The following is a 24,270-nucleotide window of genomic DNA, read 5'->3' on the forward strand; positions in this document are numbered from 1 at the left end:
GGCACGGCTCGGACGTGCGCCGCGCTCACAGCCCGCTCGCCCGGTGGCGGCGCACGAGCGCCACGAGCACGGGCGCCCCGACGAACGCCGTGACGATGCCGACCGGCAGCTCCGCGGGTCGCATGACGAGCCGCCCGGTCACGTCGGACACGAGCACGAGGACGGGCGCGAGCAGCATCGTCAGCGTCAGCACCCAGCGCTGGTCGGGCCCGGTGAGCCACCGTGCGACGTGCGGCACCATGAGCCCGACGAAGCCGACGGGCCCGGCGGCGGCGGTCGCGGCGCCCGCGAGCAGCGTGACGGCGACGACCACGGCGACGCGGGTCGCCCCGAGCCGCGCGCCGAGCGTCGCGGCGGTGTCGTCGCCGAGCGCGACCGCGTTGAGCGGGCGCGCCACGGCGAGCGCGACGAGCACGCCGACGGCCACGAACGGCGCGATGGTCGCGGCCACCCCCAGGTCGCGTGCGGCGAGCGACCCGACGCCCCACACGCGCATCGTGTCGTAGGTCCGCTCGGACACCAGCGTGAGCCCGGACGTGACGCCGCCCAGCGCGGCGCCCAGCGCGACGCCCGCGAGCGTGAGGCGCAACGGGCTGGGGCGGCCACGGCCCGCCGCGCCGATCGCGTACACCGCGAGGGTCGCGGCCGCGGCGCCGGCGAACGCGAGCCACAGCTGCCCGCGCAGCGTCACGACCCCCGCGGTGGCGCCGAGCACGACGGCGAGCTGGGCGCCGGCGTTGACGCCGAGGATGCCCGGGTCGGCGAGCGGGTTGCGGGTCAGCGCCTGGATCAGCGCGCCGGACAGGCCGAGGCTCACGCCGACGAGCAGCCCGAGGACGGTGCGCGGCAGCCGCAGGTCGAGCACGACCGACTGCGCGTCGGACCCGTCGGGCCGCACGAACGCGTCGACGACCGTGCCCAGCGCGACGGGCCGGGCGCCGAGCGCGAGGCTCGCCCCGACCGCGACCACGAGCAGGACGACGGCCGCGACCAGCCACCGGCCGCGGTGCGCGCCGGGCGGCCGCGCCTCGGCCTGGTCGGGCGGGGTCACGGCCCCCGCGGCGGCCGAGGTGCCCGAGCCGCTCGAGGCGCCCGGCGGGGCGTCGGCCGCGTCGACGGTCGTGCTCACAGGCCGAGCCGTTCCAGCTGGTCGTCGTACTCGTCCTCGATCTCCTCGGGGTCGCGCCCGGCGTCGTCCCACAGGGAGGCGAGGCGGCTGCGCACGGGCGCGGGCAGCGCGTCGTACCGCTCGCGCCACAGCTCGGCCTGCGCGGTCCAGTAGCCGACGATCTTGTAGTCGGTGCCGGGCAGCGCCCGCGCGTGCCGCAGGTGCCGGCGCACCGCACGCAGCACGCGGGTCTCGCCGGCCACCCACACGTAGCCGGGGCCGTCGGGCAGGGTCACGTCCGGCAGCAGGTCGGCCAGGGCGCTGGGCCCGTGGCCGTTGCCGCCGTGCACCCACGTGACGTCGGCGTGCGCACCGGGCGCGACGTCCTGGTGGTGCGTGGCGTCCGGCACCTCGAGCACCGCGCGCGTGCGGACCCCCGGCGGGGCCTGCTCGAGCAGTCGCAGCGCGGCGGGCAGCCCGGTGGCGTCGGCGAGCAGCAGCTGCCACGTCGTGCCGTCCGGGGGGTCGTACAGGCCGATCGGCGTGGTGAGCCCGACGACGTCGCCGGGCCGCGCGCGCAGCGCCCACGCGGCCGCGACGCCCCCGTCGTGCACGACGAAGTCGACGTCGACCTCGCCGGGCCGCCACGCGCGCACGGTGTACGTGCGCATGGGCGCGGCCGTGTCGGGGTCGTCGAACTCCCAGGACCGTCCCGCCACCCGCGGCATCACGGGTTCGTCCTGCCCGGCGTGCGGGAAGAACACCCGCACGTACTCGTCCCCCACCCCCGTGGTGCGGTACTCCGTCATGCCGGGACCGCCGAGCGTCACGCGCACCATGCCCGGCGTGAGCCGGCGCACGTGCGTCACCTCGGCCCGCCAGATGCGGGGCGTCAGACCGCCGTCGAGCGCCATCGTCGTCCCTCGTCCCTCGTGCCGACGTCAGCCGAGCAGGCTGTCGGCGAGGAACTCGAGGAACGCCGCGTGGCCGCTGGGCGACCCGTAGTCCATCTCGAGGTCGTAGCGGAAGTAGCGGTCCTCGGCGACGAACGGCAGCGACGACCAGACCTGGCTGGTCGCGAGCGTGCGCAGCGTCTCGGCGTCGGCCGACTCGCCGGCGGGGCCGGGCGCGTAGCTGCGGACGGCGACGTCGACGTCGGCGAGCTGGTCGACCTGCTCGAGGCTGAGGGCGGCGCCCTCCTGCAGCGCCAGCGGCGTGATGTCGAGCCCGAGGTCGGCGAACACGAGGCACGGCACGCCGTAGCAGGAGAGCTGCAGCTGGTCGCTCCACCAGCCGATCGCGGCGACGCGCGGGTGGATGTCGCGCGCGTCGAGCTCGGCGCGGACCTCGGCGACGCGCGCGTCGTAGCGCGCGAACCACGCGTCGGCCTGCTCGGTGCGGCCGAGCGCGGCGGCCGTGGTGCGGAACTTGTCGCGCCAGTCGGCGCCGTCGAACGCGTTGACGGAGTAGGTGGGCGCGATCTCGGCGAGGCGCTGCACGGCCTCCTCGTCGTAGCCCAGCCCGTTGAGGATCAGGTCGGGTGCGGCGGCCATGACGGCCTCGTAGCTGTACTCGGGGAAGTTGACGAACGTGTCGACGTCCGCGAGCGCGTCCTGCGGGAAGAAGGCCGGGAAGCCGGTGTAGCCGTCACGCACGGGCTGCGACGACGCGAGCGGGATGCCGAGCGTCGCCAGGATGTCGACGTCCGTGGTGTAGAAGCCGAGGGCGGCCTGCGGGTCGGTGGGCAGCTCGACCTCGCCGAACTCCGAGTCGACGGTGCGCGTGGCGGCCGGCGCACCGCCGGTCGCGCCGTCGGCGGTGGCCGAGCAGGCCGCGAGCGCGAGGCCGGCGACGAGGGCGAGGGCGAGCGCCGCGGGGCGGCGTCGGGACGTGGTGGTCATGAGGTCTCCTCGGGTGCGGCGCGGGGCGCCGCGCGTGCCCCGGGGCCACTGCCGCGGGGTCGAAGTCAGGTGAGGCTCACCTTAGTTCGACGTCGATGCCCGTCAGCGGCCGCCGCTGTCGCCGATCACCCGTTCCGTGTCGGCGATCGGCCACGCCTCGTCGTCATCCGCCCACGGGGACACCGCGACCGGCCGCACGGTCACGGCCCGCAGGTAGGCACCGGGCGTGCACCCCGTCACCTCCCCGAACGCGTGCACGAACGCGCTCGGCGAGCGGTAGCCCACCCGGCGGGCGACCGCCGCGACCGGCAGCCCCTGCGGCAGCAGCGTGGTCGCCGCCCGCACGCGCGCGTGCACGCGCCACCGCGCGAACGTCATCCCCGTCTCGCGGCCGAACACCCGCGACATGTGCCGCACGCTCGACCCCACGTGCGCGCACCACTGCGCGAGCGTGCGGTCGTCGGCCGGGTCCGCCACGAGCGCCCGCGCGATGCGCAGCGCGCGCGGGTCGTCCGGCACCGGCAGCAGCACGGGCGGCACCTCGGCCTCGTCGAGCAGCGCGAGCGCGAGCGTCTCGGCCTGCTCGCGCACGTCCTGCGGCATGAGGCGGTTGTGCAGGTAGAGCAGCACCTCGCGCAGCAGCGGCGTGACCGCCACCGCACGCGCACCTCCCCGCAGGCCGGGCGCGACCGGCCGGGCCACGTGCGTCGTCCAGAAGCGCGCGCCCGCGGACGCCGCCACCTCGTGGGCCACGCCCGCCGGGATCCACAGGCCCGCGCTCGGCGGCACGGTCCGGTGCTCGTCGCCCGTGCGCACCGTGACGACGCCCCGCACGCCCCAGATCAGCTCGTGGTCCTCGTGGTCGTGCGCCGCCCACGCGCGCGGCGACGCCGACGCGTGCAGCGCCGTGAGCAGCCGCGCCCGCGTCCCGGCCACCAGCTCGGTCAGGTCGACGTCCGCGACGTCCTGGCCGATCGTCGACATGGTCGGTCACCCTCCAGGTTCGAGCTGCGATGAGGTTCGCCTTACCTTAGGGCCGTGCCCTCCCCCGTCTCCGCCCCGCCGAGGCGCACGCGCGACTCGTCAGCACCCGCCACCGCGTCCGCGACGCCCTGGACCGTCCGCCGCGTCGCCGGTCACGCGCTGCTCGCGGCCGGTCGGCGCACGCGGCTCGCCGTGTCGACCACCGGCCTCGTGCTGCACGAGGTCGCCGAGGCCCTCGTGCCCGTGCTCGTCGGCGCCGTCATCGACCACGCCGTGCTGCCCCGCGACGGCCGCGCGCTCGGCCTGCTGCTCGGCGCGCTGGTCGCGTTGTTCGTCGTGCTGTCGTGGTCGTGGCGGTTCGGCGCGCTCGCCGCGACGCACGTCACGACGCTCGGCGAGCACGACCTGCGCCTCCTCGGCGTCCGCCGTGTCCTCGCGCACCGCGGCACCGCGCGACCCCGCGCCGCGGGCGAGGTCGACGCGGTCCTCACCTCCGACACCGGACAGGTCGCCGGCACCTCCTGGGCGGTCGGCGAGCTCGTCGCCGCGCTCGCCGCGCTCGCGGTCGCGGCCGTCGCCATGATCCACGCGTCGCCCGCGCTCGGCGTCGGCGTGCTCGTCGTGACGCCCGCGCTGCTCGTCGCGCTGCACCACCTGTCGCGGCCGCTCGACGCCCGCACCGGCGCCGCGCAGCAGTCCGCCGCACGCACCGTCGGCGCGGCCGCCGACATGCTCACGGGCCTGCGCGTGCTCACCGGCGTCGGCGCCCGACCCGCCGCCGCCGCGCGCTACCGCGCGCTCTCGCGCGACGCGCTCGCCGCCGCGCTGCACGCCGCCCGCGCGCGCGTCGCGTTCACGGGCGTCTCGTCGCTGCTGTCCGGGCTCGTGCTCGCGGGCGTCGCGCTCGCCGCGGGGCTCGTCGCGCTCGACGGCGGCATGACGCTCGGCCAGATGGTCACGGTCGTGGGGCTCGCGCAGTACGTGCAGCGCCCCATGGACGCGGTCGGCTGGGTGCTCGTGGACCTCGCGGCCCGGCGCGCGTCGGCCCGGCGGGTCGCGGCGCTGCTCGAGGACGCCCCGCTGCACCCCGCACCCGGCGCGGCAGCGGGAGCGGCACCGGACCCGTCGCACCCGGTCGCGATCGAGGTCACGCCGGGCGCCACGACCGCCGACGGCACGCCGCTGCCCCCGCTGCGGGTCGCACGGCGCGAGGTCGTCGGCGTCGCCGGCGACGCGGTCCGCACGCGCGCGCTCGTCGAGGCGCTCGCGGGCCGCACCCGCGTCACCCCCGGCGTGCGGGTGCTCGGCGTCGACGTCGCCGCGCTCGACCCGCGGACGCTGCGCGACGCCGTGCACGCACCTCCGCACGACGTCGCGCTGGTCACGGCACCGCTCGCCGACGTGCTCACCGCCGGCACCCCGGGCACGCCGCCCGACCCCGACGTGCTGCACGCGACGACGGTCGGCGAGGTCCTCGAGCACCTCCCGGACGGCCTCGCGACCGTGCTCGACGGCGCCGGGGCACGGCTCTCGGGCGGGCAGCGGCAGCGCGTCGCGCTCGCACGCGCCTGGGCGACCCCGCACGCCGTCCTCGTGCTGCACGAGCCGACGACCGCGCTCGACGCGGTCACCGAGCAGCACGTGGCGCGCGAGCTCGTCGCGCTGCACGCGCGCCGCGGCGACGACCGAGCGGTCCTGCTCGTGACGTCGTCGGCGACGCTGCTCGCGGCGTGCGACCGCGTCGTCGTGGTGCACGCGCACGGCACCGACACCGGCGCCCACGTCGACCTGCTGGCGCGCGTGCCCGCCTACCGGGAGGTGGTCGCGTGAGCACCCCCGCCCCCGGCACCGTCCCCACCGCCGCAACCGCACCGCCCGCCGCCGCGCTGCCCGTCGCCGACCCCGCCGCCACGCGCCGCTACGCGTGGCAGGTGCTGCGCACGCACCGCGGCGGCGTCGCCGCCGCGGCGGTCGTCCTGCTCGTCGGCGCGTTCGCGGGGCTCGTGCCGGTGTGGCTCATCGGCCGCATGGTCGACGCCGTCGCGGCGGACGCCGCCCCGTCGCGCCTGTGGTGGTCCGCGGCGGCACTCGTGGCCGCGCTCGTCGGGGCGACCGCGCTCGCCGCCGTGGCCCGGCTGCTCGTCGCCCGGACGTTCGAGCACGCGCTCGCCGACCTGCGCGAGCGCACCGTGCACGCGGCCCTGCACGTGCCGCCCGCGCACCTCGAGCGCGCGGGCACGGGCGACCTCGTCGCGCGCGTCTCCGGCGACGTCGACGTGCTGCGCACCACGGTGTCGCGGGTGCTGCCCGCGGTGTGCGGCGCGGGCGCGACGATCCTGCTGACCGTGGGCGGCCTGGCCGGGCTGGACTGGCGGTTCGCCGTCGCGGTGCTCACCGCCGTGCCGCTGCAGGTGTGGGGCGTGCGCGCGTTCGGGCGCCGCGCGGGCCCGGTGTTCCGCGCCGAGCGCGCGGCCGCGGCCGACCGCACGCACCAGGTGCTCGAGGCGGTCACCGCGGCCGACACGATCCGCGCCCTCGGCACGTCCGACGCGCACGAGGGGCAGGTCGAGCGCGCGTCGCTCCGTACAGTCGACCGCACCGTCGAAGGGCTGCGCGTGCAGCTCGCGTTCGCGCACCGGCTGCACGCCGGCGAGCTCGTCGGCCTCGGTGCGGTGCTCGTCGTGGGGTACTGGCTCGTGGGTGCCGGCGCGGCGACCGTCGGTGCCGCGACGACGGCCGCGCTGCTCGTCCACCGGCTGTTCGACCCCGTCGGGATCCTGCTCTCGCAGGTCGACGACCTGCAGCGTGCGCAGGCGGCGCTCGCGCGCGTCGTCGGGGTGCTGCCGGCGGACGGCCCGGCCGGGGACGCGCCCGACGCCGCCCCGGGGACGACCGACGCGCGGGCGGCGGACGCGGGGACGCACGCGCCGACGACGGACGCGGGCACGATCGACGTGCGCGGCGTGACGTTCGCGTACGACCCCGACCGGCCCGTGCTGCACGCCGTGGACCTGCACGTCGCGGCGGGCGAGGTCGTCGCGCTGGTCGGTGCGTCGGGTGCGGGCAAGTCGACGCTCGCGCGCCTCGTGACCGGCGCGGTGGCGCCCACCGCGGGCACGGTCCTGGTCGACGGCGCCCCGGCGGGCTCGCCGCGGGCCGCCACCGCGGTCGCGGCCGTGACGCAGGAGGTCCACGTGTTCGCGGGGACGCTCGCCGACGACCTGCGACTGGCACGCCCGGACGCGGACGACGCACGGCTGCGCGACGCGCTGACCCTGGTCGGCGCCGACTGGGTCGACGACCTGCCCGAGGGCCTGCGGACGGCCGTGGGCGCCGGCGGGCTGCCGCTCTCCCCGGACCGCGCGCAGCAGGTCGCGCTCGCGCGGCTCGCGCTGACCGACGCACGCGTGGTCGTGCTCGACGAGGCGACGGCCGAGGCGGGCTCGGGCGCGGCACGCACGCTCGACGTGGCCGCGCGCCGGGTGCTGGCCGGGCGCACCGCCCTGGTGGTCGTGCACCGGCTCGACCAGGCGGCGCGGGCCGACCGGATCGCGCTGCTCGACGCGGGGCGCGTGGTGGCCACCGGGACGCACGACGAGCTGCTCGCGGGCTGCGAGCCGTACGCGCGGCTGTGGTCCGCGTGGCACCGGGGCCGCGCCTCGTGACGCCGACGGTCCGGCACGGGGGTGGGTGGACCCCTCGCGCGCAGCGGTCCCGCCCGTCGCCGTGGGACGGGGACGCCGCGAGGCCCGCGCAGGGGTTATGGTCCGGCACATGGATCCCATGAGCAGCTTCGGGTGCGCCGCGCGTCGCGGCCCCTGCGCCCGGTAGCGGGCCCTCCCCCGGCGGACGCCCTGCGTCCGCGGCTCGACGGCCCGCGCTGATCGACACCACCCCCGCCGGCGACGTCCGGCTCGATCACCCGGGACCTCTCATGACCTTCCTGTCCTCCTTCCGTGCTGCCCACCCGCGCTCGGGCCCGCTGCTCGCGCTGGGCCTCGTGCTCGTCGGCTCGTCGAGCATCCAGGTGTCGGCGGCGTTGTCGTCGTCGCTGTTCGCGACCGTCGGGACGCTCGGCGTCAGCGGTCTGCGCATGGCGGTCGCGGCCGTCGTGCTGCTCGCGCTGACGCGGCCGTCGCTGCGGGGCCGCTCGCCGCGCGCGTGGCGCGGCGTCGTGCTGTACGGCGTCGCGATGGCCGCGATGAACGTGCTGTTCTACGCCGCTGTGCAGCGGCTGCCGCTAGGCCTGGCGGTGACGCTCGAGTTCCTGGGGCCGCTCACGGTGGCCGCGGCGGGCGTCGCGCGGCGGCGTGAGCTCGCGCTGCCGGCCGGGGCGCTCGTGGGCGTGCTGCTGGTCGCCGGCCCGGTGGGTGGCGTCGACGCGCTCGGCGTCGGGTTCGGCCTGGGCGCGGCCGTCGCGTTCGGCGCGTACACGTTCCTCGCGGGCCGCGTCGGCGACGACACCGCGGGCCTCGACGGGCTCGCGCTGTCGGTCGCCGTGGGGGCGCTCGCGCTGCTGCCGTTCTCGGTGCCGGCCGTGCCGCGCGTCGCGGCCGGCGGGTGGGGCGTGCTCGTCGTGTCGGGCCTGCTGGGCGTCGCTCTCGCGTTCTCGCTGGACTTCCTCGCGGTGCGCGTGAGCTCGACGCGCGTCGTCGGCACGCTGTTCGCGATGGACCCGGTGACGGGCGCGCTCGTGGGGGCCGCGCTGCTGGGCGACCCGCTGGGCGTGCGAGCCGTCGCCGGGATCCTGCTGGTGTCGGCGGCGGGCGCCGCGACGATCTGGGTCGCGGGACGCGCGTCGGCCGCAGCTCCGGCGGACGCACCCGCGCCCGAGGTCGCGCCGGTGCCGTCGGCCTGAGCCGCGTCGGGTCAGCGGCCCGCGAGCAGGTCGTCGACGCCGGCGCGCAGGGCCGCGCGCGCGTCGTCGACGTCACCGAGGTACGCGCCGACCATCGCGCCGTCGCGCAGCGCCATCCAGCGGCTGCCGGCGGCGCGGGGGTCGGGGTGGCCCGTGCGCGCGAGCGCGCGCGTGGCGGCGTCCTGCAGCCACTCCCGGTGGCGCCGGACGGCGACGCGGACGGGGCTCGCGGCGTCGGGGTACTCGGCGGCGGCGTTGATGAAGGCGCAGCCGCGGAACCCGGGGCGGCACAGCTCGTCGCCGATCTCCGCGGTGAGCCGCCGCAGCCACGCGGCGACGTCGTCCGGGGCGTCGGGCAGCTCGCCGGCGCGCTCACGGACGCCCGCGTCGACCGCGTCGAGGTAGGCGACGACCAGGGCCTCCTTGCCGGTGAAGTGCCGGTAGAAGGTCGCGCGGGTCACGGCCGCCTCGGTGACGACGCGGTCGACGCCGACGGCGCGCACGCCCTCGGCGTAGAACAGCGCGGACGCGGTGCCGAGCAGCCGCTCGCGGGCGGCCGAGCGGGTGCCGGGCCGCGCGGACGGGCGGGCGGCGTCGGCGGTCATGGTCGAACCGTAGGCGGCGTCGTGCGTGCTTGACATCCCGACCTCCTCAGGGTGGAGTGTACGCCATAGGTAGAACGACTGTTCTTTCTCTCGCTGTTCCCCAGGAGGTCCCGCCATGTCCGTCGTCTACACCGCCGTCGCCACCGCCACCGGTGAGGGGCGCGAGGGCCACACCCGCTCGTCGGACGGCCTCCTCGACCTCGACCTCGCCGTCCCGCGCGAGATGGGCGGCGCGGGCGGCGCGACCAACCCCGAGCAGCTCTTCGCCGCCGGCTACTCGGCGTGCTTCCACAGCGCGCTCAAGAGCGTCGCGCGCCGCGACAAGGTCACCTTCACCGACTCGGCCGTCACGGCCGAGGTCGGCATCGGCCCCAACGGCGAGGGCGGGTTCGGCCTCGAGGTGACCCTGCACGTCGAGCTCGGCGGGATCGACCAGGCCGCCGCCGAGCGCCTCGTCGAGGCCGCGCACCAGGTCTGCCCCTACTCGAACGCGACGCGCGGCAACGTCCCCGTCACGCTCGAGGTCGTCACGGCCTGACACCCCCGTGCCGTGAGAGGTCGATCCAGCCGCGTGCTGGATCGACCTCTCACGCACCAGGCGGGGCCCCGCGGCCCGGACGCCCGCGGGCGCGGAGCAGGGCGCCCGACCTACACTGGTCACCGGTGTGCCGGGAAGTCTGGTCGGCTGGCGCTGCGACGCGCCATCGACGTCCGGACGACCCGAGGAGCGCCGTGCGCCCCACCTCCCCTGCCCGCACGCTCACGCCCACCGCCCGGCCGGGCGGGTGAGCGCCATGACGGAGAGCATCTACCGGACGCTGCACGACCCGCACGCCCGGCGGCGGATCGACGACTGGTGCGACGCGCGGCTCTCCGCGTGGGCCGTGCCGCACGTCCGCGATCACCGGGACACCGTCGCCGGCCCGACCCACGTGCTCACGGCGGGCGACTCCGACGTGCCGGTCGCGGTCGTGCTCGTGCCCGGGGCCAACGCGTGCGCCGCGGCGCACCTGCCCGCGCTGACGGCCCTCGCCGCGCGGGGGCACGTCGTCGCGCCCGACGTGCCGGGCGAGCCCGGGCTCAGCTCGGGGCGCCGCGTCGAGAGGGCCCGCGTGCACCAGCTCGGTGCGTGGCTCGACGAGGTCGTCACGCGGCTGGACCGGCCCGTCGTGCTCGTCGGGCACGCGCTCGGTGCCGCCGCCGCGCTCGCGGCGTCGTCACCGCTCGTCGTCGGCCGCGTGCTCGTGAGCCCCGGCGGCCTGCGCCGCCCCCGGCTCCCGCTACGGCTGCTCGCCGCCGCGGCGCGCTGGCGTGCCGCGCCCCGGCCCGCGACCAGCTACCGGCTGCTCGAGCACCTGGCGGCGCCCGCGGAGCGGGTCGACCCGGCGCTGGTCGAGTGGCTCACGCTGGTGGGGCGCCACGTGCGGCCCGGGTTCGTCCCCGGGCGGCAGGCCGACCGGTTCACGGACGTCCTGCGGTCGCGGCCGCCCGTGGTCATGGCCGGCGTGCACGACCGGCTGCTGCCCCCCGCCCACGTCGCACCCGCCGCGCGGCGCCTGCTGGGGACGGACGTCGTCCCGCTCGAGTGCGGGCACCTGCCCGACCCCGCAGCGTGGGGCCACGTCGCCGGGACGGTCGACGCGCTCGTCGCGCGACGATCCTGACCGCGCGGTACGGCCCCGCCCGCCCGGGGCGGGGCCGTACCGCGGTCAGCCGAGCGGCGGCACCACGGCGACCAGGTGCTCGACCACGCCGACCCCGGCCGCGTCGTCCTCGTCGTCGTCACCGAGGTGCAGCGTGCGCCGTGCCAGCCACGCCAGCGCGGCCATCACGGCGCACGCGGCGAGCAGCACGACGCCGCCTCCCCGGTGACCCCACTCCCGGTGATCCTCACGTGACGGCATGAGCACGTCTCACTCCTCCCCGTCGGGTGAGTCGGGCGCGTCGAGCGCGCGCGTGTCGGTGCCCGGCGCGAACCGGTGGCCCGACCCCACCGCGGCGCGGGCGATCGCGATGCCGCCGACCGCCGAGGTCAGCAGCTGCAGCACCACCGCGACCGCGACCTTGGCCGCGCTCGCCACCGAGGGGTCGAGCAGGACCGCCCCCACGGTGACGCACGCGACGCCGAGGCCGCCAGCCGTCGCGACGGCCGAGATCCGCATGTAGGGGTCCCGGAAGCGGCGCAGGCCGAGCGCCGCGACCACGAAGACCGCGGCGCCGAGCAGCACCAGCACCTGACCGGCCAGCTCCGCGGCGTTCACCGATGGCCTCCCGTCAGCGCACGGGCCAGCGAGACGGCCGCGAGGAACGCCACGAGGGTCGCGACGATCACGAGGTCGAACGTGCCCGCGCGGGCCAGTCGCGTGCCGACGAGCGCGACGAGCCCGATGAGGCTGAACGTCAGCAGGTCGGCCGCGACGACGCGGTCGGCGGGCGTCGGGCCGGCGACGACGCGCCACGCGGCCACGAGGAACGCCACGGCGAGCCCCGCGACGGCGATGTCGATGACGATCACGGTCGTCCTCCCAGGGTCAGGCCGCGCACGAGCCGGTCGTCGAGGTCGCGCAGGTCGGCGACGGCGGTGGTCTCGTCGCGGTGGTACATCGAGTGCACGAGCACGGAGCGCGTGCCGCCGGGCTGCTCGACGACGCCGAGCACGAGCGTGCCGGGGGTGAGCGTCACGAGGACGCCGAGCGCCGTGACGTGGTGGTCGCCGGCGTCGGCCAGGTCGAGCCGGACCACGCGGGGCGTGCTGCGCCGGCCGGAGACCAGGACGTCGGCGAGGACGGCCGCGGACGAGAGGACGACCTGCCCGGCGAACCACAGCAGGAACACGACGGCGCGGACCGGGAGGGTGAGGGCGCGGAGGATCACGGCAGCACCGCCTCGACGTAGCCGGACGTGTCGAGCAGGCCGTCGGCCGCGGTCGCCGTGAGGCCGAGCAGCCCTTGGGCACCGAGGCCCAGCACGACCGTGACGCCGGCGAGCGCGACGGCCGGCGCCGCCAGGGCGGTGCGCGCACGACGCGTGCTCGTCGCGGTCAGCGTCGCGACACCTCCGCCCCCGTCGCCGTCGGCCGTCGCCGGCCCGCCGGGGTCGTCGGCGCGGCCCACGGCACCGGTGAGGGTCGGGGCGAAGACCTTGCCCCAGATCTTCAGCATCGACAGCAGCGTCACGAGGCTGACGACGAGCGCGAGCGCGACGACGACGAGCTGGTCGGCCCGCACCGCGGCCAGGATCAGCGTGAGCTTGGCGACGAAGCCGGAGAACGGCGGCAGCCCGGCCAAGGACAACGCCGCGACGCCGAACGCCGCGGCGAGCACGGGCTCGCGGCGCACCCGGCCCGCGAGGTCGTCGAGCGCGTCGGTGCCGTACCGCTCCTCGACCGCGCCGGCGGACAGGAACAGCGACGCCTTCACGACCATGTGGTGCAGCAGGTAGAAGATCCCGGCGGTGAGGCCGGCGTGCGTGAACAGCGCGACGCCCAGCAGGATGTAGCCGATCTGGCTGACCATGTGGAACGCGAGGATCGCGCGCATGCGCCCCTCGCCGGCCGCGCCCAGGACGCCGACGACCATGGTCGCCGTGAACAGCACGAGGCCGATCCACAGCCACCGCTGGTCGCCGTCGAACACGACGGCGTAGACGCGGTAGATCGCGTACACCGCGACCTTGGTGTGCAGGCCGGAGAACAGGGCGGTCACCGCGGGGGACGTCGTCGGGTAGGTGCGTGCGAGCCACCCGTGCACCGGGACGACCGCGGCCTTCATCGACAGCGCCGCGAGGCACAGCCCGGCGGCCGCCGCGACGGTCGATGACTCCGCGGCGGCCCCGGCCAGCTCCGCGAGGTTGACGGTGCCGGCCGTGCCGTAGACGAGCGCGACGCCCGCGAGGAACACGGTCGAGACGAACAGGTTGAACGCGACGTACAGCCGCGACCCGACGACGGACCGCTCGGTGCCGCGGCGACGCCGTGCGAGCACGAGCAGCCCGTACGACGGCAGCAGCATGACCTCGACGAACACGAACAGGTTGAACAGGTCGCCCGTGACCAGCGCGCCGTTGACGCCCGCGAGCAGCACCAGGACCAGGGGGCCGAACAGCGGCAGCCGACCCGTGCCGGACGCGACCGCGAACGCGGTGCACGCGAGCGTCAGCACGCCCGCGACGGTGAGCATGAGCGCGGCGAACGCGTCGACCACCACGGGGATCGCGATGCCGCCGGGCCAGCCGCCGACCTGGTGGGCCAGCACGTCGCCGCCGCGCGTTGCCGCGACGAGCGCGACGCCCGCGGCCACGTCGGCGACCAGGAGCGCGAGCGTCGTGGCCACGACCCACGCCGGGCGGGCACGCAGCAGCAGGACGACGCCCGCGCCGAGCAGCGGGACGGCGACCAGCAGGGGCAGGAGGTGGTCGCTCACGTCGGGCTCCCGTCGTCGTCCGGCCCGGCCACGTCGCGCGCGGTGCCCGTGACGGCCAGGACGAGCAGGTAGATGGTGATGGCGAACGCGATGACGATCGCGGTCAGCACGAACGCCTGCGGCAGGGGGTCGGCCGTCACGGCGGGGTCAGGCCCCTGCCCGAGCGGCTCGCCGCGGCGTCCGACGCCGCCGGCGGAGAAGAGCAGCAGGTTGACGCCGTGGCCGAGCAGCACGAAGCCGAGCACGACGCGCAGCGCGTCGCGCTGCAGCAGCAGGTAGAGGGCTCCCGCGACAAGGAGCCCGACGGTCAGGGCGAGGATCATCGGGGGGCTCCGCTCTGCTCGGCCGGGGTGCGGGTGGCGGGTGCGGCGGCGTCTCGCGCCGTGCGGGCCCGGCGGGCGTCGGCGCGGCGGTCGGACGCGGGCGACAGCCCGAGCCGGACGACCGCGGCCAGCAGCACGCCGAGCACCGCGAGGTACACACCGACGTCGAAGACGAGCGCGGTGGTCACCTTGAGGCCGAGCACGTCGAGGTGCAGCGGGCGCAGGAACGAGCCCTCGGCGAGCCCGAGCAGCCCCGTGCCGACCGCGACGACGACGCCCCAGCCCGCGATCGACAGGTACGGACGTTCGACGCGCGGCACCTCGTCGGTCGCGGCCGACAGGTACGCGAGCACGAGGGCAGCGGCACCGAGCAGCGCGGCGACGAACCCGCCGCCGGGGGCGTCGTGCCCGCGCAGCAGCAGGAGCACCGACCCGACGATCATGAGCGGGACGAGGTACCGGTCGAGCACGCCGAGGAAGACGGCGTTGGGCCCGGCGGGCACGAGCGGCGTGCGGGCGAGCGGCACCGACCGCCGGTCGACCGCGCGACGCGCGTCGAGCAGCGCGGTGATCGCGACGGCTCCGACGGCGAGCACGACGAGCTCGCCGAGCGTGTCCAGCGCGCGGAAGTCGACCAGGATCGTGTTGACGACGTTGGTGCCGCCCGTGAGGTCCTCGGCCCGGCGCAGGTAGAACTCCCCCGCACCCGACAGGGGCCGGTGCCCGGTGAGCGTGACCGTCGCGACCGTGGCGGCGGCGCCCGCGGCGAGCGCGACGACGGCCGTCACGACCTGACGCCGCGCGCGCACGGGTCGGAACGTGCCGGACATGCGGCGCAGCACCAGCACCATGACGACGACCGTGAGGATCTCGACGAGCAGCTGGGTCATCGCGACGTCGGACGCGCCGAGCACGACGAACCACAGCACGACCCCGAAGCCGGCGACGCCCGTGGCGATGACGGCCGTCAGCCGCTGCCGCGCGCGCACGACGCCGACGACGCCGGCCGCGACGCCGACGAGCAGCGCGATCTCGCCCACGGTGACGGGGCCGACGTCGGGCAGCCCGGACCACAGGCGGGTCAGGCCCAGGGTGCTCGCGCCGACGAGGAGCACCGGCACGGCCAGGTGCGTCGCCGGGACGTCGGACCGCGTGAGGTCGCCGACGCGACGACCACCGGCGATGATCCCGTCGACCACGCGCTGCACCACGGCGGTGCCGTCGGCGGGGAACAGCCGACGCCCGACCAGCAGCGCGTCGACGCGGCGGCGCACGAGCGTGAGCCCGACGCCGCCGAGGACCGCGGCGACCGACAGCAGCAGCGCGGGCGTCACGCCGTGCCAGAGCGTGAGGTACGGGACCTGGTCGACGTCGATGCCGCCGACCACCGCGGCCGCGGGCGCGACGAGCGCGTCGAGCGTCCCCGGGACGAGGCCGACGGCGAGCCCGCCGAGCGCGGTGACCGTGATCGCTGCCGTCATCGCGGGGTCGGCGGGGCGCGCGGGCGGCGTGGGCGCGGGGCCGGGCAGGGTCGTGACGACCATCCGCAGGCTGTACGCCACGGTGAGCGCGGCGCCGACGGTGACGACCGCGACGGTCCCCCAGCCGAGCACGGCGCCCGGGTCGGCGGTGACGAACGCGTCGAGCACGAGCTCCTTGCTGACGAACCCGAGCGCGGGCGCGACGCCGGCCATGCTCACGACTGCGAGGACGAGCATCGCGGCGGTCCACGGCATGGCGCGCGCGAGGCCGTGCAGCTCGCGCAGGTCGCGCGTGCCCGTGCGCTTCTCGACCACGCCGACGGTCATGAACGCGGCCGACTTGAACAGCGCGTGCGCGACGACGTGCACGCAGGCCGCGAGCAGCGCCCCCGGCGTGCCGACGCCGATCACCGCCACGAGCAGCCCGAGCTGGCTGACGGTCGAGTACGCGAGCAGCTCCTTGAGGTCGGTGCGCTGGAGCGCGAAGACGGCGCCCATGACCGCTGTCGTCACGCCCACCACCACGAGGGTCCCCGACCACAGGGGCGACGCCGACGCCGCGGGCGCGAGCACGAGCAGCAGGTAGATGCCCGCCTTCACCATGGCCGCCGCGTGCAGGTACGCGCTGACGGGTGCGGGCGCGACCATCGCGTCGGGCAACCACGCGTGGAACGGCAGCTGCGCCGACTTGGTCATGGCCGCGAGCACGACGAGCACGGCGACCGCACCGGCGAAGGCCGGGTCGTCGCCCCACACGGGGGACGCGAGCGCGGCGGTCAGCTCGGTGGTGCCGGTGCGGACGACGACGAGCGCGACGGCGCCGAGCAGCGCGAGCCCACCGAGGGCCGTGACGAGCAGCGTGCGCGTCGCGGGCGGCCCGGCGGTGGGCCCGGACACGAGGATCAGCAGGTAGGAGCACAGCGTCGTGAGCTCCCAGGCGACGAACAGCACGACGAGGTCGTCGGCGAGCACGAGCGTGAGCATCGCGGCCGCGAACGCGGTCATGAGCACGAAGAAGCCCACGGGCCGCGGCGACCGCACGTACCCGGTGCTGTAGACCATGACGACGGCCCCGACGAGCAGCACGAGCATTGCGAACAGGAACCCGAGGCCGTCGAGCCGCAGGCGCAGCGCGACGTCGACCGCGGGGATCCACGCGACGGACTCGGTGACGTCACCCGCGGACGTGCGGAGATGCACGAGCGCGACCGCGAGCGCGGTGAGCCCGGCGGCGACGACCCACCCGGCGCGCGGGCCGATCAGTCGGGCGAGGGCAGGGGTGACCGCGACCAGCGCCCAGGCGCCGGCCACGAGGGCCACGAGGCTCACGGCGTCGTGCGGTGCAGGAACGGCTCGTGGAGGGCGGCCGCAGGCATGGCGGCAGGGAGGTCAGGGTTCACGGCAGGCTCCGGGCGGGTCGACGACGGGACTCGCCGACCAGACTTCCCGGCACACCGCCGTCCACGGTACGTGACGTCGGGCCGGTGCGCGCGGCCGGGGAGGTGGCCCCTTTGGGCCGAGCACCGAGCCGGCAAGCGGGACCGGGCAGACGTCCGGGACCGGCACCCCGTGAGGTCGTCCTGCTTCCACCGGCACACGCGCCCGGTACGTTGACGGTTACTTCGACATCCATCAATATCGACGGGAGTCGAAGCCCAGCGACCCGTGGCGACGTCGGAGCGCGCACGCACGCGTCCGACCGCCACCACCGAACGACCCGAGGGAGAACGACCGATGGCCGAGACCCCTGCCGACGCCGCCCGCCCGAGGGTCCTGTTCGTCTGCGTGCACAACGCGGGCCGCTCGCAGATGGCCGCGGGCTGGCTACGGCACCTGTCCGGCGGTGCCGTGGAGGTCCGCTCCGCCGGGTCGATGCCGGCCGAGCAGATCAACCCCATCGCGGTCGACGCGATGCTCGAGGTCGGGATCGACATCCGCGCCGAGCAGCCCAAGGTCCTCACGCCCGAGGCGGTGCAGGCCTCGGACGTCGTGGTCACGATGGGCTGCGGCGACGCGTGCCCGTTCTACCCGGGCAAGCGCTACGAGGACTGGACGCTGGAGGACCCCGCCGGTCAGGGCATCGCGGCGGTCCGGCCGATCCGTGACGAGATCCGCGCGCGGGTCCGGGCGCTGCTCGCGGAGCTCGGCGTGGAGCCGGTGGGCGCCTGACACCGAGCGCCCCGACGCCGGCTGCGCGCGTCGCGGCCCTGCCCGCACGTCTGCCCCACGCCCGTCCGGCCACCGTGGCGACCGCGTTGACCCGTTGATGTAAGTGACTTACATTTGTCGCCGTGAGCCGGTGGAACCGCACGCACGAGACGCTGCAACGCGCAGCACTGCACCTCTTCCAGCACCACGGCTACGACGCGACGAGCACGGCGCAGGTCGCCGCCGCCGCGGGGGTCAGCGAGGTCACGCTGTTCCGCCACTTCCCGACCAAGGGCTCGCTGCTGCTCGACGACCCGTTCGACCCCCTGATCGCCGACGCCGTCCGCCACCGTCCGGCGTCCGAGACACCGCTCCGGGCGACCGTCGAGGGCGTCCGCGCGGCCTGGCGCACGCTCGACCCGGAGCTGACCGACGCGCTGCGCACGCGACTGCGGCTGGTGGCCACGACGCCGTCGCTGCACGGCGCGCTGCAGACGAGCGGGGCACCCACCATCGCCGCGCTGGCCGACGCGCTCCACGCACGCGGTGCCACCCCGGCTCAGGCCCAGGTCGTGTCCGCGGCGGTCGTCGCCGGCCTCGGCGCCGCGCTGCTCGAGTGGGCGCGCTCCGGCACGGAGCCGCTCGACACGGCCGTCGGCCACGCGCTCGACGCGATGGCAGGGCGATGACGTCGCTCCGGCTCGACCGGGTGAGCCTCGGGTTCGGGCACGGTGACGGCGTCCACGACGTCACGATGTCCGTCGCCGCGGGCGAGATCGTGGCGCTCGTCGGACTGAACGGAGCGGGCAAGAGCACCCTCATGCGCCTCGCGCTCGGGATGCTGCGCCCGGCCCGCGGGACCGTGCACGTGCTGGGCGCACCGCTCGCCACCGCCCCCGCGAGGTCGTGGGCACGCGTGGGCGCCCTCGTGGAGGTCCCGCTGGCCTACCCCGAGCTGACGACGCGGGAGAACCTGCACCTCGCGGCGCTGCTCCACCACGCCGACCCGGGCTGCGTCGACGAGGCGCTCGACCAGTGGCAGCTCCGGCCGGTCGCCGACCGCCGCTTCCGACGGCTGTCGCTCGGCACGCGGCAGCGCGTCGGGCTGGCCGCGGCCCTGCAGCACCGACCCGACCTCGTCGTGCTCGACGAGCCGAGCAACGCGCTCGACCCGGCCTCGGTGATCCTGCTGCGCGAGCACCTCACGCGCCGCGCCGCCGACGGTGCGGCCGTCCTGGTGAGCAGCCACCACCTCGACGAGGTCGCGCGGACGGCGGGGCGCACGCTGCTGATGAACCGCGGCCGGCTCATCGGCGAGCTCGCCACCGACGGCCCCGACGTCGAGCGCGCCTTCTTCGACCGCATCCACGACGACGACCGTCGCGCGGGCGTCGGGACGGCGGCACGGTGAACGCCGCGCTGCGCGCCGAGGCCACCAAGCTCCGGCGCTCACCCGTCGGCCTGATCGCCACGGTGGCGCTCGTCGGCGGGACGATCGCCGTGCTCGGCGGGATCACCGCGGCCGTGGCCGGCGGCGACCCGGCGATGATCGCGAAGGCGGGCCCCGCGGCGGCGCTCGACTGGACGGGGCTGCTGTCGGGCGCCGGCCAGGTCACGGCGGCCGCCGGCATGCTCGGCTGCGGCACCGTGCTGGCGTGGCTGTTCGCGCGCGAGTTCACGGACGGCACGATCGTGGGCCTGTTCGCGCTCCCCGTGACGCGCGGGCGCATCGCGCTCGCGAAGCTGGCGGTCTACGCATGCTGGGTCGCGCTGGTGGGCGTCGCCCTGACGTCGGGGCTGCTCGCGCTCGGCCTCGCGCTCGGCTACGGCGCGCCGGACCGCGCGGTGTGGGCAGGCCTGGCGAGGCTGTGCGTGCTCGTCCTGCTGACCGGGGCGATGACGACGCCCGTGGCGCTCGCCGCGACCGCGGCACGCTCGCTGCTCGCCGGGGTCGGGTGCACCGTCGGCCTCGTCGTGGTCGCGCAGGTCGGCGCGCTCGCCGGCGCCGGGGGCTGGATGCCGCTCGCGGCGCCGGCGCTGTGGGCCGCGAGCGGCGGCACCGCCGTGACGACACCGCAGCTCGCGCTCGCCGTCGCCGTGGGCGCCGCCGCGGCGGCGGCGGCGTGGTGGACGTGGTCGCGCCTCACCTGCCGGCGCTGACCACCTCGCGCCCTGCACGCACCCGCGGGCACGGCAGGATCACCCGACGGGCTTGCGCGCCCGCACGATCGCCCCGTGCATCCCGTCGGCGACGCGGTGCGTGAACCGCACCTCGGCGTCGACGAACCCCGCAGCGGCCAGGCCCGCGAGGTACTCGCCGCGCGAGAGCGCACCGGCGATGCAGCCGACGTACGAGCCGCGCTCGGCGCGCTGCTCGGGCGTGACGTGGTCCTCCGCGACGACGTCGGAGATGCCGAGCCGGCCGCCCGGCACGAGCACGCGGAACGCCTCGGCGAGGACGGCGGGCTTGTCGGGCGAGAGGTTGACGACGCAGTTGGAGATGACGACGTCGACCGCGCCGTCGGGCAGCGGCAGGTCCTCGATGGTGCCGCGCAGGAACTCGACGTTGGCCGCGCCGGCGCGCACGGCGTTGGCGCGCGCGAGGTCGAGCATCTCGTCGGTCATGTCGACGCCGTACGCGAAGCCCGTGGGACCCACGCGCCGCGCCGACAGCAGCACGTCGATGCCGCCGCCCGACCCGAGGTCGAGCACGCGCTCGCCCGCGCGCAGCTCGGCGACCGCGAGCGGGTTGCCGCAGCCGAGCGACGCCGCGAGCGCCTCCGGCGGAACCGCGACGGCGTCCTGCGCGTCGTAGAGCGCCGACCCGAACCGCTCGTCGACCACCACGCCCGCCGGGCCGCAGCCCCCGACCGCGTCGCCGCCGCAGCAGCCTGCGTCGCCACCGCCCTGCAGCGCCGCCACCGCGTACCGCGCCCTGACCTGCTCCCGGATGTCGTCCACCGGCCACGCTCCTCGTATCGATATCGGTCGATGCCCCAGAGCGTGGCCCGCCCGCGCCACGCTGTCAACATCGACATCCGTCGATCCCCGCGCCATGATGACGACGTGCCCCTCGACCTGATCCCGGTGACGGCGACCGCCGCCGACGCGTGCTGCAGCCCCGCGCCCGGCCCGACCATGGACGCCGCCGACGCCGAGCGCACCGCCCGCACGCTCAAGGCGCTCGCGGACCCGGCACGGCTGCGGCTGCTGTCGATCATCGCCGCGCACGACGGCGGCGAGGCCTGCGTGTGCGACCTCACCGAGCCCGTCGGGCTCACTCAGCCCACGGTGTCGCACCACCTCAAGGTGCTCGCGGAGGCCGGGTTCGTCACGCGCGAGAAGCGCGGCGTCTGGGCGTACTACACGCTCGTGCCCGACGCCGTCCGCGCGCTCACCGCGCACCTCGGCGCGCACCTGCTGGACGGGCCCGACGCGTGACCGCGGGGACCACCGGTGCGCGCACGACGGGGCCAACCTCGGCCGGCGTCACCGTGGCCGCGATGCGGGAGGAGCACGCGCCGGGGGTCCTGGACGCGTACGCGGCCGGCATCGCCACGGGCGTCGCGACGTTCCAGGCGCAGCCCCCGACGTGGCAGGAGTTCGACGCCGGGCACCTGGCCGACCACCGGTACGTCGCGCTCGACGGCGACGACGTCCTGGGCTGGGTCGCGGTCTCCCCGGTCTCCGGGCGGTGCGTCTACGCGGGCGTCGTCGAGCACTCGGTGTACGTCGCCCCCGCCGCACGCGGTCGGGGCGTCGGGCGGCTGCTGCTCGACCGGCTGCTCGACTCGGCGCGAGACGGCGGCCTGTGGACCGTGCAGGCGGGCGTGTTCCCGCAGAACACCGCGAGCCTCGCGCTGCACGCCGCCGCGGGCTTCCGCACGGTCGGCACGCGCGAACGCCTCGGGCTCATGACGCACGGCCCGCACGCGGGCCGCTGGCTCGACGTCGTGCTGCTCGAGAAGCGGCTCTGACGGCCGTCAGGCCGGCGCCCCCACGTACTCCGCGAGGTGCTGCCCCGTGAGGGTCGAGCGTGCCGCGACGAGGTCGGCGGGCGTGCCCTCGAACACGACGCGCCCGCCGTCGTGCCCCGCACCCGGCCCGAGGTCGACGATCCAGTCGGCGTGCGCCATGACGGCCTGGTGGTGCTCTATCACGATGACCGAGCGGCCCGCGTCGACCAGCCGGTCGAGCAGCCCCAGCAGGTTCGCGACGTCCGCCAGGTGCAGGCCCGTCGTGGGCTCGTCGAGCACGTAGACGCCGCCCTTCTCGCCGAGGTGCGTCGCGAGGCGCAGGCGCTGCCGCTCGCCGCCCGAGAGCGTCGTGAGCGGCTGCCCGAGCGTCACGTACCCGAGGCCCACGTCGACCAGCCGCTGCGCGATCGCGAGGGCCGCCGGTACCCGTGACTCGCCCTCGGCGAAGTACGTGGCCGCGTCCGCCGCGGGCATCGCGAGCACCTCGGCGACGTCGCGGCCGCCGAGGCGGTACTCCAGCACCGACGCCTGGAAGCGGCGCCCCTCGCACACCTCGCACGTGGTCGCGACGCCCGCCATCATCGCGAGGTCGGTGTAGATGACACCCGCGCCGTTGCACACCGGGCACGCGCCCTCGGAGTTCGCGCTGAACAGCGCGGGCTTGACGCCGTTGGCCTTGGCGAACGCCTTGCGCACGGGCTCGAGCAGACCCGTGTACGTCGCCGGGTTGGAGCGCCGCGAGCCGCGGATCGCGGTCTGGTCGATCGTGACGACGCCCTCGCGCTTCGCGAGCGCACCGTGGATGAGCGAGCTCTTGCCCGACCCGGCGACCCCGGTGACGACCACGAGCACACCCGTGGGCACGTCGACGTCGACGTCCCGCAGGTTGTGCGTCGACGCGCCGCGGATCTCGAGCGCACCCGTGGGCGTGCGCACCTCGGGCTTGAGCGTCGCGCGGTAGCCCAGGTGCCGGCCGGTGAGCGTGTCCGCCGTGCGCAGCCCCTCGACCGTGCCCTCGTAGACGACGCGCCCGCCCGCCGTGCCGGCACCGGGGCCGAGGTCGACGACGTGGTCGGCGATCGCGATCGCCTCGGGCTTGTGCTCGACGACGAGCACGGTGTTGCCCTTGTCCCGCAGGCGCAGCAGCAGGTCGTTCATGCGGGCGACGTCGTGCGGGTGCAGCCCGACCGTGGGCTCGTCGAACACGTACGTGACGTCGGTGAGCGCCGAGCCCAGGTGCCGCACCATCTTGGTGCGCTGGGCCTCGCCGCCCGACAGCGTGCCCGAGGGCCGGTCGAGCGACAGGTACCCCAGGCCGATCTCGACGAACGCGTCGAGCGCGTCCCGCAGCGCCGTGAGCAGCGGCGCGACGCCGGGCTCGTCGAGGCCGCGCACCCATTGCGCGAGGTCGGTGATCTGCATCGCGCACACGTCCGCGATGTTCCTGCCCGCGATCCGCGAGGACCGCGCGCCCTCGTTGAGGCGCGTGCCGTCGCAGTCGGGGCAGGTCGTGAACGTGACGGCCCGCTCGACGAACGCGCGCACGTGCGGCTGCATCGCGTCGACGTCCTTGGCCAGGAACGACTTCTGGATCTTGGGGATGAGGCCCTCGTAGGTGACGTTGATGCCGTCGACCTTGATGCGCACGGGCTCGTGGTGCAGCAACGCGTGCAGCTGCGTGGCGGTGAAGTCCCGGATCGGCCTGTCGGCCGGGAAGAACCCCGCGCCGCGGAAGATCCGCCCGTACCAGCCGTCCATCGTGTAGCCGGGGACGGTCAGCGCGCCCTCCTCGAGCGACTTGCTGTCGTCGTAGAGCGCCGTGAGGTCGAAGTCCGTGACCGACCCCATGCCCTCGCACCGCGGGCACATGCCGCCGATCTGCTCGAACGACACCTTCTCGGCGCGCTTCGCGCCGCGTTCGACCGCGATCGCGCCGCTCGCGCGCACCGTCGGGGTGTTGAACGAGAACGCCTGCGCCGACCCGACGTGCGGCTGCCCGAGCCGGCTGAACAGGATGCGCAGCATCGCGTGCACGTCGGTCACCGTGCCGAGCGTCGACCGCGGGTTCGCGCCGATGCGCTCCTGGTCGACGATGATCGCGGTGGTCAGGCCGTCGAGCAGGTCGACGTCGGGCCGCGCGAGCGTCGGCATGAACCCCTGCACGAACGCGCTGTACGTCTCGTTGATGAGGCGCTGCGACTCGGCGGCGACCGTGCCGAACACGAGCGAGCTCTTGCCCGAGCCCGAGACGCCCGTGAACACCGTGAGCCGTCGCTTGGGCAGCTCGACGCTCACGTCCTGCAGGTTGTTCTCGCGCGCGCCGTGCACGCGGATGACGTCGTGGCTGTCGGCGCGCGCGGGCACCGCGGGCTCAGTGCTGGAGGCGGAGGCGGGGGCTGCGGACGGCGTGCTCATCGGTCCTCCGGGGGCGTGCGCGGGCGCGAGCAGGACGGGCGGGCGGCTC

Annotated in this window: 25 protein-coding genes; 11 read left to right on the forward strand and 14 right to left on the reverse strand. The window is 76.3% G+C overall.

The window, feature by feature from the left end; genetic code table 11:
• Positions 1-25: 25 nt before the first annotated feature.
• The 4 genes from E4A51_RS08065 to E4A51_RS08080 all read right to left on the reverse strand — a co-directional run bounded on the left by E4A51_RS08065 (position 26) and on the right by E4A51_RS08080 (position 3,993).
• A complete protein-coding gene (locus E4A51_RS08065; protein ID WP_134851391.1) occupies positions 26-1,129 on the reverse strand; it encodes an iron chelate uptake ABC transporter family permease subunit in 1,104 nt (367 codons plus the stop codon).
• Complete coding sequence (locus E4A51_RS08070; RefSeq protein WP_134851392.1) at positions 1,126-2,022, reverse strand: siderophore-interacting protein; 897 nt, start codon at positions 2,020-2,022, stop codon at positions 1,126-1,128. The genes E4A51_RS08065 and E4A51_RS08070 overlap by 4 nt, the downstream gene beginning before the upstream one ends.
• 27 nt (positions 2,023-2,049) lie before the next feature.
• Positions 2,050-3,009, reverse strand: coding sequence for an ABC transporter substrate-binding protein (locus tag E4A51_RS08075; RefSeq protein ID WP_134851393.1), 960 nt, complete (start codon positions 3,007-3,009; stop codon positions 2,050-2,052).
• Positions 3,010-3,111: 102 nt separating this feature from the next.
• Complete coding sequence (locus E4A51_RS08080) at positions 3,112-3,993, reverse strand: AraC family transcriptional regulator (protein WP_134851394.1); 882 nt, start codon at positions 3,991-3,993, stop codon at positions 3,112-3,114.
• A 54-nt stretch (positions 3,994-4,047) separates the two neighbouring features.
• Between E4A51_RS08080 and E4A51_RS08085 the strand changes: the two genes are divergently transcribed.
• The 3 genes from E4A51_RS08085 to E4A51_RS08095 all read left to right on the forward strand — a co-directional run bounded on the left by E4A51_RS08085 (position 4,048) and on the right by E4A51_RS08095 (position 8,851).
• Entirely contained in the window at positions 4,048-5,823 is a 1,776-nt protein-coding gene (locus E4A51_RS08085) for an ABC transporter ATP-binding protein (RefSeq protein ID WP_134851395.1), read from the forward strand.
• Positions 5,820-7,658, forward strand: a complete 1,839-nt coding sequence (locus E4A51_RS08090) for an ABC transporter ATP-binding protein (protein WP_134851396.1) — start codon at positions 5,820-5,822, stop codon at positions 7,656-7,658. Before E4A51_RS08085 ends, E4A51_RS08090 begins: the two co-directional genes overlap by 4 nt.
• Before the next feature lie 269 nt (positions 7,659-7,927).
• The gene (locus E4A51_RS08095) at positions 7,928-8,851 is read left to right on the forward strand and encodes a DMT family transporter (RefSeq protein WP_070319432.1); all 924 of its coding nucleotides are present in this window, start codon (positions 7,928-7,930) and stop codon (positions 8,849-8,851) included.
• Positions 8,852-8,862: 11 nt separating this feature from the next.
• On the opposite strand, the gene E4A51_RS08100 is transcribed toward E4A51_RS08095, so the two are convergent.
• Positions 8,863-9,456 carry a TetR/AcrR family transcriptional regulator gene (locus E4A51_RS08100; RefSeq protein ID WP_070319443.1) on the reverse strand — a complete coding sequence of 198 codons (594 nt, stop codon included), beginning with the start codon at positions 9,454-9,456 and terminating at the stop codon, positions 8,863-8,865.
• A gap of 115 nt (positions 9,457-9,571) precedes the next feature.
• Between E4A51_RS08100 and E4A51_RS08105 the strand changes: the two genes are divergently transcribed.
• Positions 9,572-9,994 (forward strand): organic hydroperoxide resistance protein, encoded by a 423-nt coding sequence (locus E4A51_RS08105; RefSeq protein WP_134851397.1) that lies wholly within the window; start codon positions 9,572-9,574, stop codon positions 9,992-9,994.
• A 256-nt stretch (positions 9,995-10,250) separates the two neighbouring features.
• Complete coding sequence (locus tag E4A51_RS08110) at positions 10,251-11,120, forward strand: alpha/beta hydrolase (RefSeq protein WP_134851398.1); 870 nt, start codon at positions 10,251-10,253, stop codon at positions 11,118-11,120.
• A 45-nt stretch (positions 11,121-11,165) separates the two neighbouring features.
• On the opposite strand, the gene E4A51_RS18275 is transcribed toward E4A51_RS08110, so the two are convergent.
• Genes E4A51_RS18275 through mbhE form a run of 7 tightly spaced genes read right to left on the reverse strand, consistent with a single transcriptional unit; the run spans position 11,166 to position 17,010 of the window.
• A complete protein-coding gene (locus E4A51_RS18275; protein WP_167748854.1) occupies positions 11,166-11,309 on the reverse strand; it encodes a hypothetical protein in 144 nt (47 codons plus the stop codon).
• A gap of 60 nt (positions 11,310-11,369) precedes the next feature.
• Complete coding sequence (locus tag E4A51_RS08115; protein ID WP_070319429.1) at positions 11,370-11,717, reverse strand: monovalent cation/H(+) antiporter subunit G; 348 nt, start codon at positions 11,715-11,717, stop codon at positions 11,370-11,372.
• Positions 11,714-11,971 carry a monovalent cation/H+ antiporter complex subunit F gene (locus tag E4A51_RS08120; protein WP_062100983.1) on the reverse strand — a complete coding sequence of 86 codons (258 nt, stop codon included), beginning with the start codon at positions 11,969-11,971 and terminating at the stop codon, positions 11,714-11,716. Before E4A51_RS08120 ends, E4A51_RS08115 begins: the two co-directional genes overlap by 4 nt.
• Entirely contained in the window at positions 11,968-12,330 is a 363-nt protein-coding gene (locus E4A51_RS08125) for a Na+/H+ antiporter subunit E (RefSeq protein WP_134851399.1), read from the reverse strand. The genes E4A51_RS08120 and E4A51_RS08125 overlap by 4 nt, the downstream gene beginning before the upstream one ends.
• Positions 12,327-13,877, reverse strand: coding sequence for a monovalent cation/H+ antiporter subunit D family protein (locus E4A51_RS08130; RefSeq protein ID WP_070319427.1), 1,551 nt, complete (start codon positions 13,875-13,877; stop codon positions 12,327-12,329). Before E4A51_RS08130 ends, E4A51_RS08125 begins: the two co-directional genes overlap by 4 nt.
• Positions 13,874-14,200: a sodium:proton antiporter gene (locus E4A51_RS08135; protein ID WP_134851400.1), complete on the reverse strand. Its 327-nt coding sequence runs from the start codon at positions 14,198-14,200 to the stop codon at positions 13,874-13,876. Before E4A51_RS08135 ends, E4A51_RS08130 begins: the two co-directional genes overlap by 4 nt.
• Entirely contained in the window at positions 14,197-17,010 is a 2,814-nt protein-coding gene (mbhE, locus tag E4A51_RS08140; protein ID WP_134851401.1) for a hydrogen gas-evolving membrane-bound hydrogenase subunit E, read from the reverse strand. The genes E4A51_RS08135 and mbhE overlap by 4 nt, the downstream gene beginning before the upstream one ends.
• A 405-nt stretch (positions 17,011-17,415) precedes the next feature.
• On the opposite strand from mbhE, the gene E4A51_RS08145 reads away from it, so the two are divergent.
• The 4 genes from E4A51_RS08145 to E4A51_RS08160 all read left to right on the forward strand — a co-directional run bounded on the left by E4A51_RS08145 (position 17,416) and on the right by E4A51_RS08160 (position 19,989).
• A complete protein-coding gene (locus E4A51_RS08145) occupies positions 17,416-17,850 on the forward strand; it encodes an arsenate reductase ArsC (protein WP_134851402.1) in 435 nt (144 codons plus the stop codon).
• A gap of 122 nt (positions 17,851-17,972) precedes the next feature.
• Complete coding sequence (locus tag E4A51_RS08150) at positions 17,973-18,518, forward strand: TetR/AcrR family transcriptional regulator (protein WP_134851403.1); 546 nt, start codon at positions 17,973-17,975, stop codon at positions 18,516-18,518.
• Positions 18,515-19,240 (forward strand): ABC transporter ATP-binding protein, encoded by a 726-nt coding sequence (locus tag E4A51_RS08155; RefSeq protein ID WP_070319422.1) that lies wholly within the window; start codon positions 18,515-18,517, stop codon positions 19,238-19,240. The genes E4A51_RS08150 and E4A51_RS08155 overlap by 4 nt, the downstream gene beginning before the upstream one ends.
• Positions 19,237-19,989 (forward strand): ABC transporter permease, encoded by a 753-nt coding sequence (locus E4A51_RS08160; RefSeq protein WP_134851404.1) that lies wholly within the window; start codon positions 19,237-19,239, stop codon positions 19,987-19,989. The genes E4A51_RS08155 and E4A51_RS08160 overlap by 4 nt, the downstream gene beginning before the upstream one ends.
• Before the next feature lie 39 nt (positions 19,990-20,028).
• Here E4A51_RS08160 and arsM read toward each other — a convergent pair whose 3' ends face one another.
• Complete coding sequence (gene arsM / locus E4A51_RS08165; protein ID WP_206119990.1) at positions 20,029-20,790, reverse strand: arsenite methyltransferase; 762 nt, start codon at positions 20,788-20,790, stop codon at positions 20,029-20,031.
• Between the two features lie 105 nt (positions 20,791-20,895).
• On the opposite strand from arsM, the gene E4A51_RS08170 reads away from it, so the two are divergent.
• Together E4A51_RS08170 and E4A51_RS08175 are read left to right on the forward strand one after the other, a co-directional pair.
• Positions 20,896-21,270, forward strand: a complete 375-nt coding sequence (locus E4A51_RS08170; RefSeq protein WP_070319419.1) for a helix-turn-helix transcriptional regulator — start codon at positions 20,896-20,898, stop codon at positions 21,268-21,270.
• Positions 21,271-21,332: 62 nt separating this feature from the next.
• The gene (locus E4A51_RS08175) at positions 21,333-21,806 is read left to right on the forward strand and encodes a GNAT family N-acetyltransferase (protein WP_134851406.1); all 474 of its coding nucleotides are present in this window, start codon (positions 21,333-21,335) and stop codon (positions 21,804-21,806) included.
• Between the two features lie 6 nt (positions 21,807-21,812).
• Here E4A51_RS08175 and E4A51_RS08180 read toward each other — a convergent pair whose 3' ends face one another.
• The gene (locus tag E4A51_RS08180; protein WP_134851407.1) at positions 21,813-24,221 is read right to left on the reverse strand and encodes an excinuclease ABC subunit UvrA; all 2,409 of its coding nucleotides are present in this window, start codon (positions 24,219-24,221) and stop codon (positions 21,813-21,815) included.
• Positions 24,222-24,270 lie beyond the last annotated feature (49 nt).

It is taken from the genome of Cellulomonas sp. HD19AZ1 (assembly GCF_004535805.1).
Lineage (GTDB): Bacteria > Actinomycetota > Actinomycetes > Actinomycetales > Cellulomonadaceae > Cellulomonas > Cellulomonas iranensis.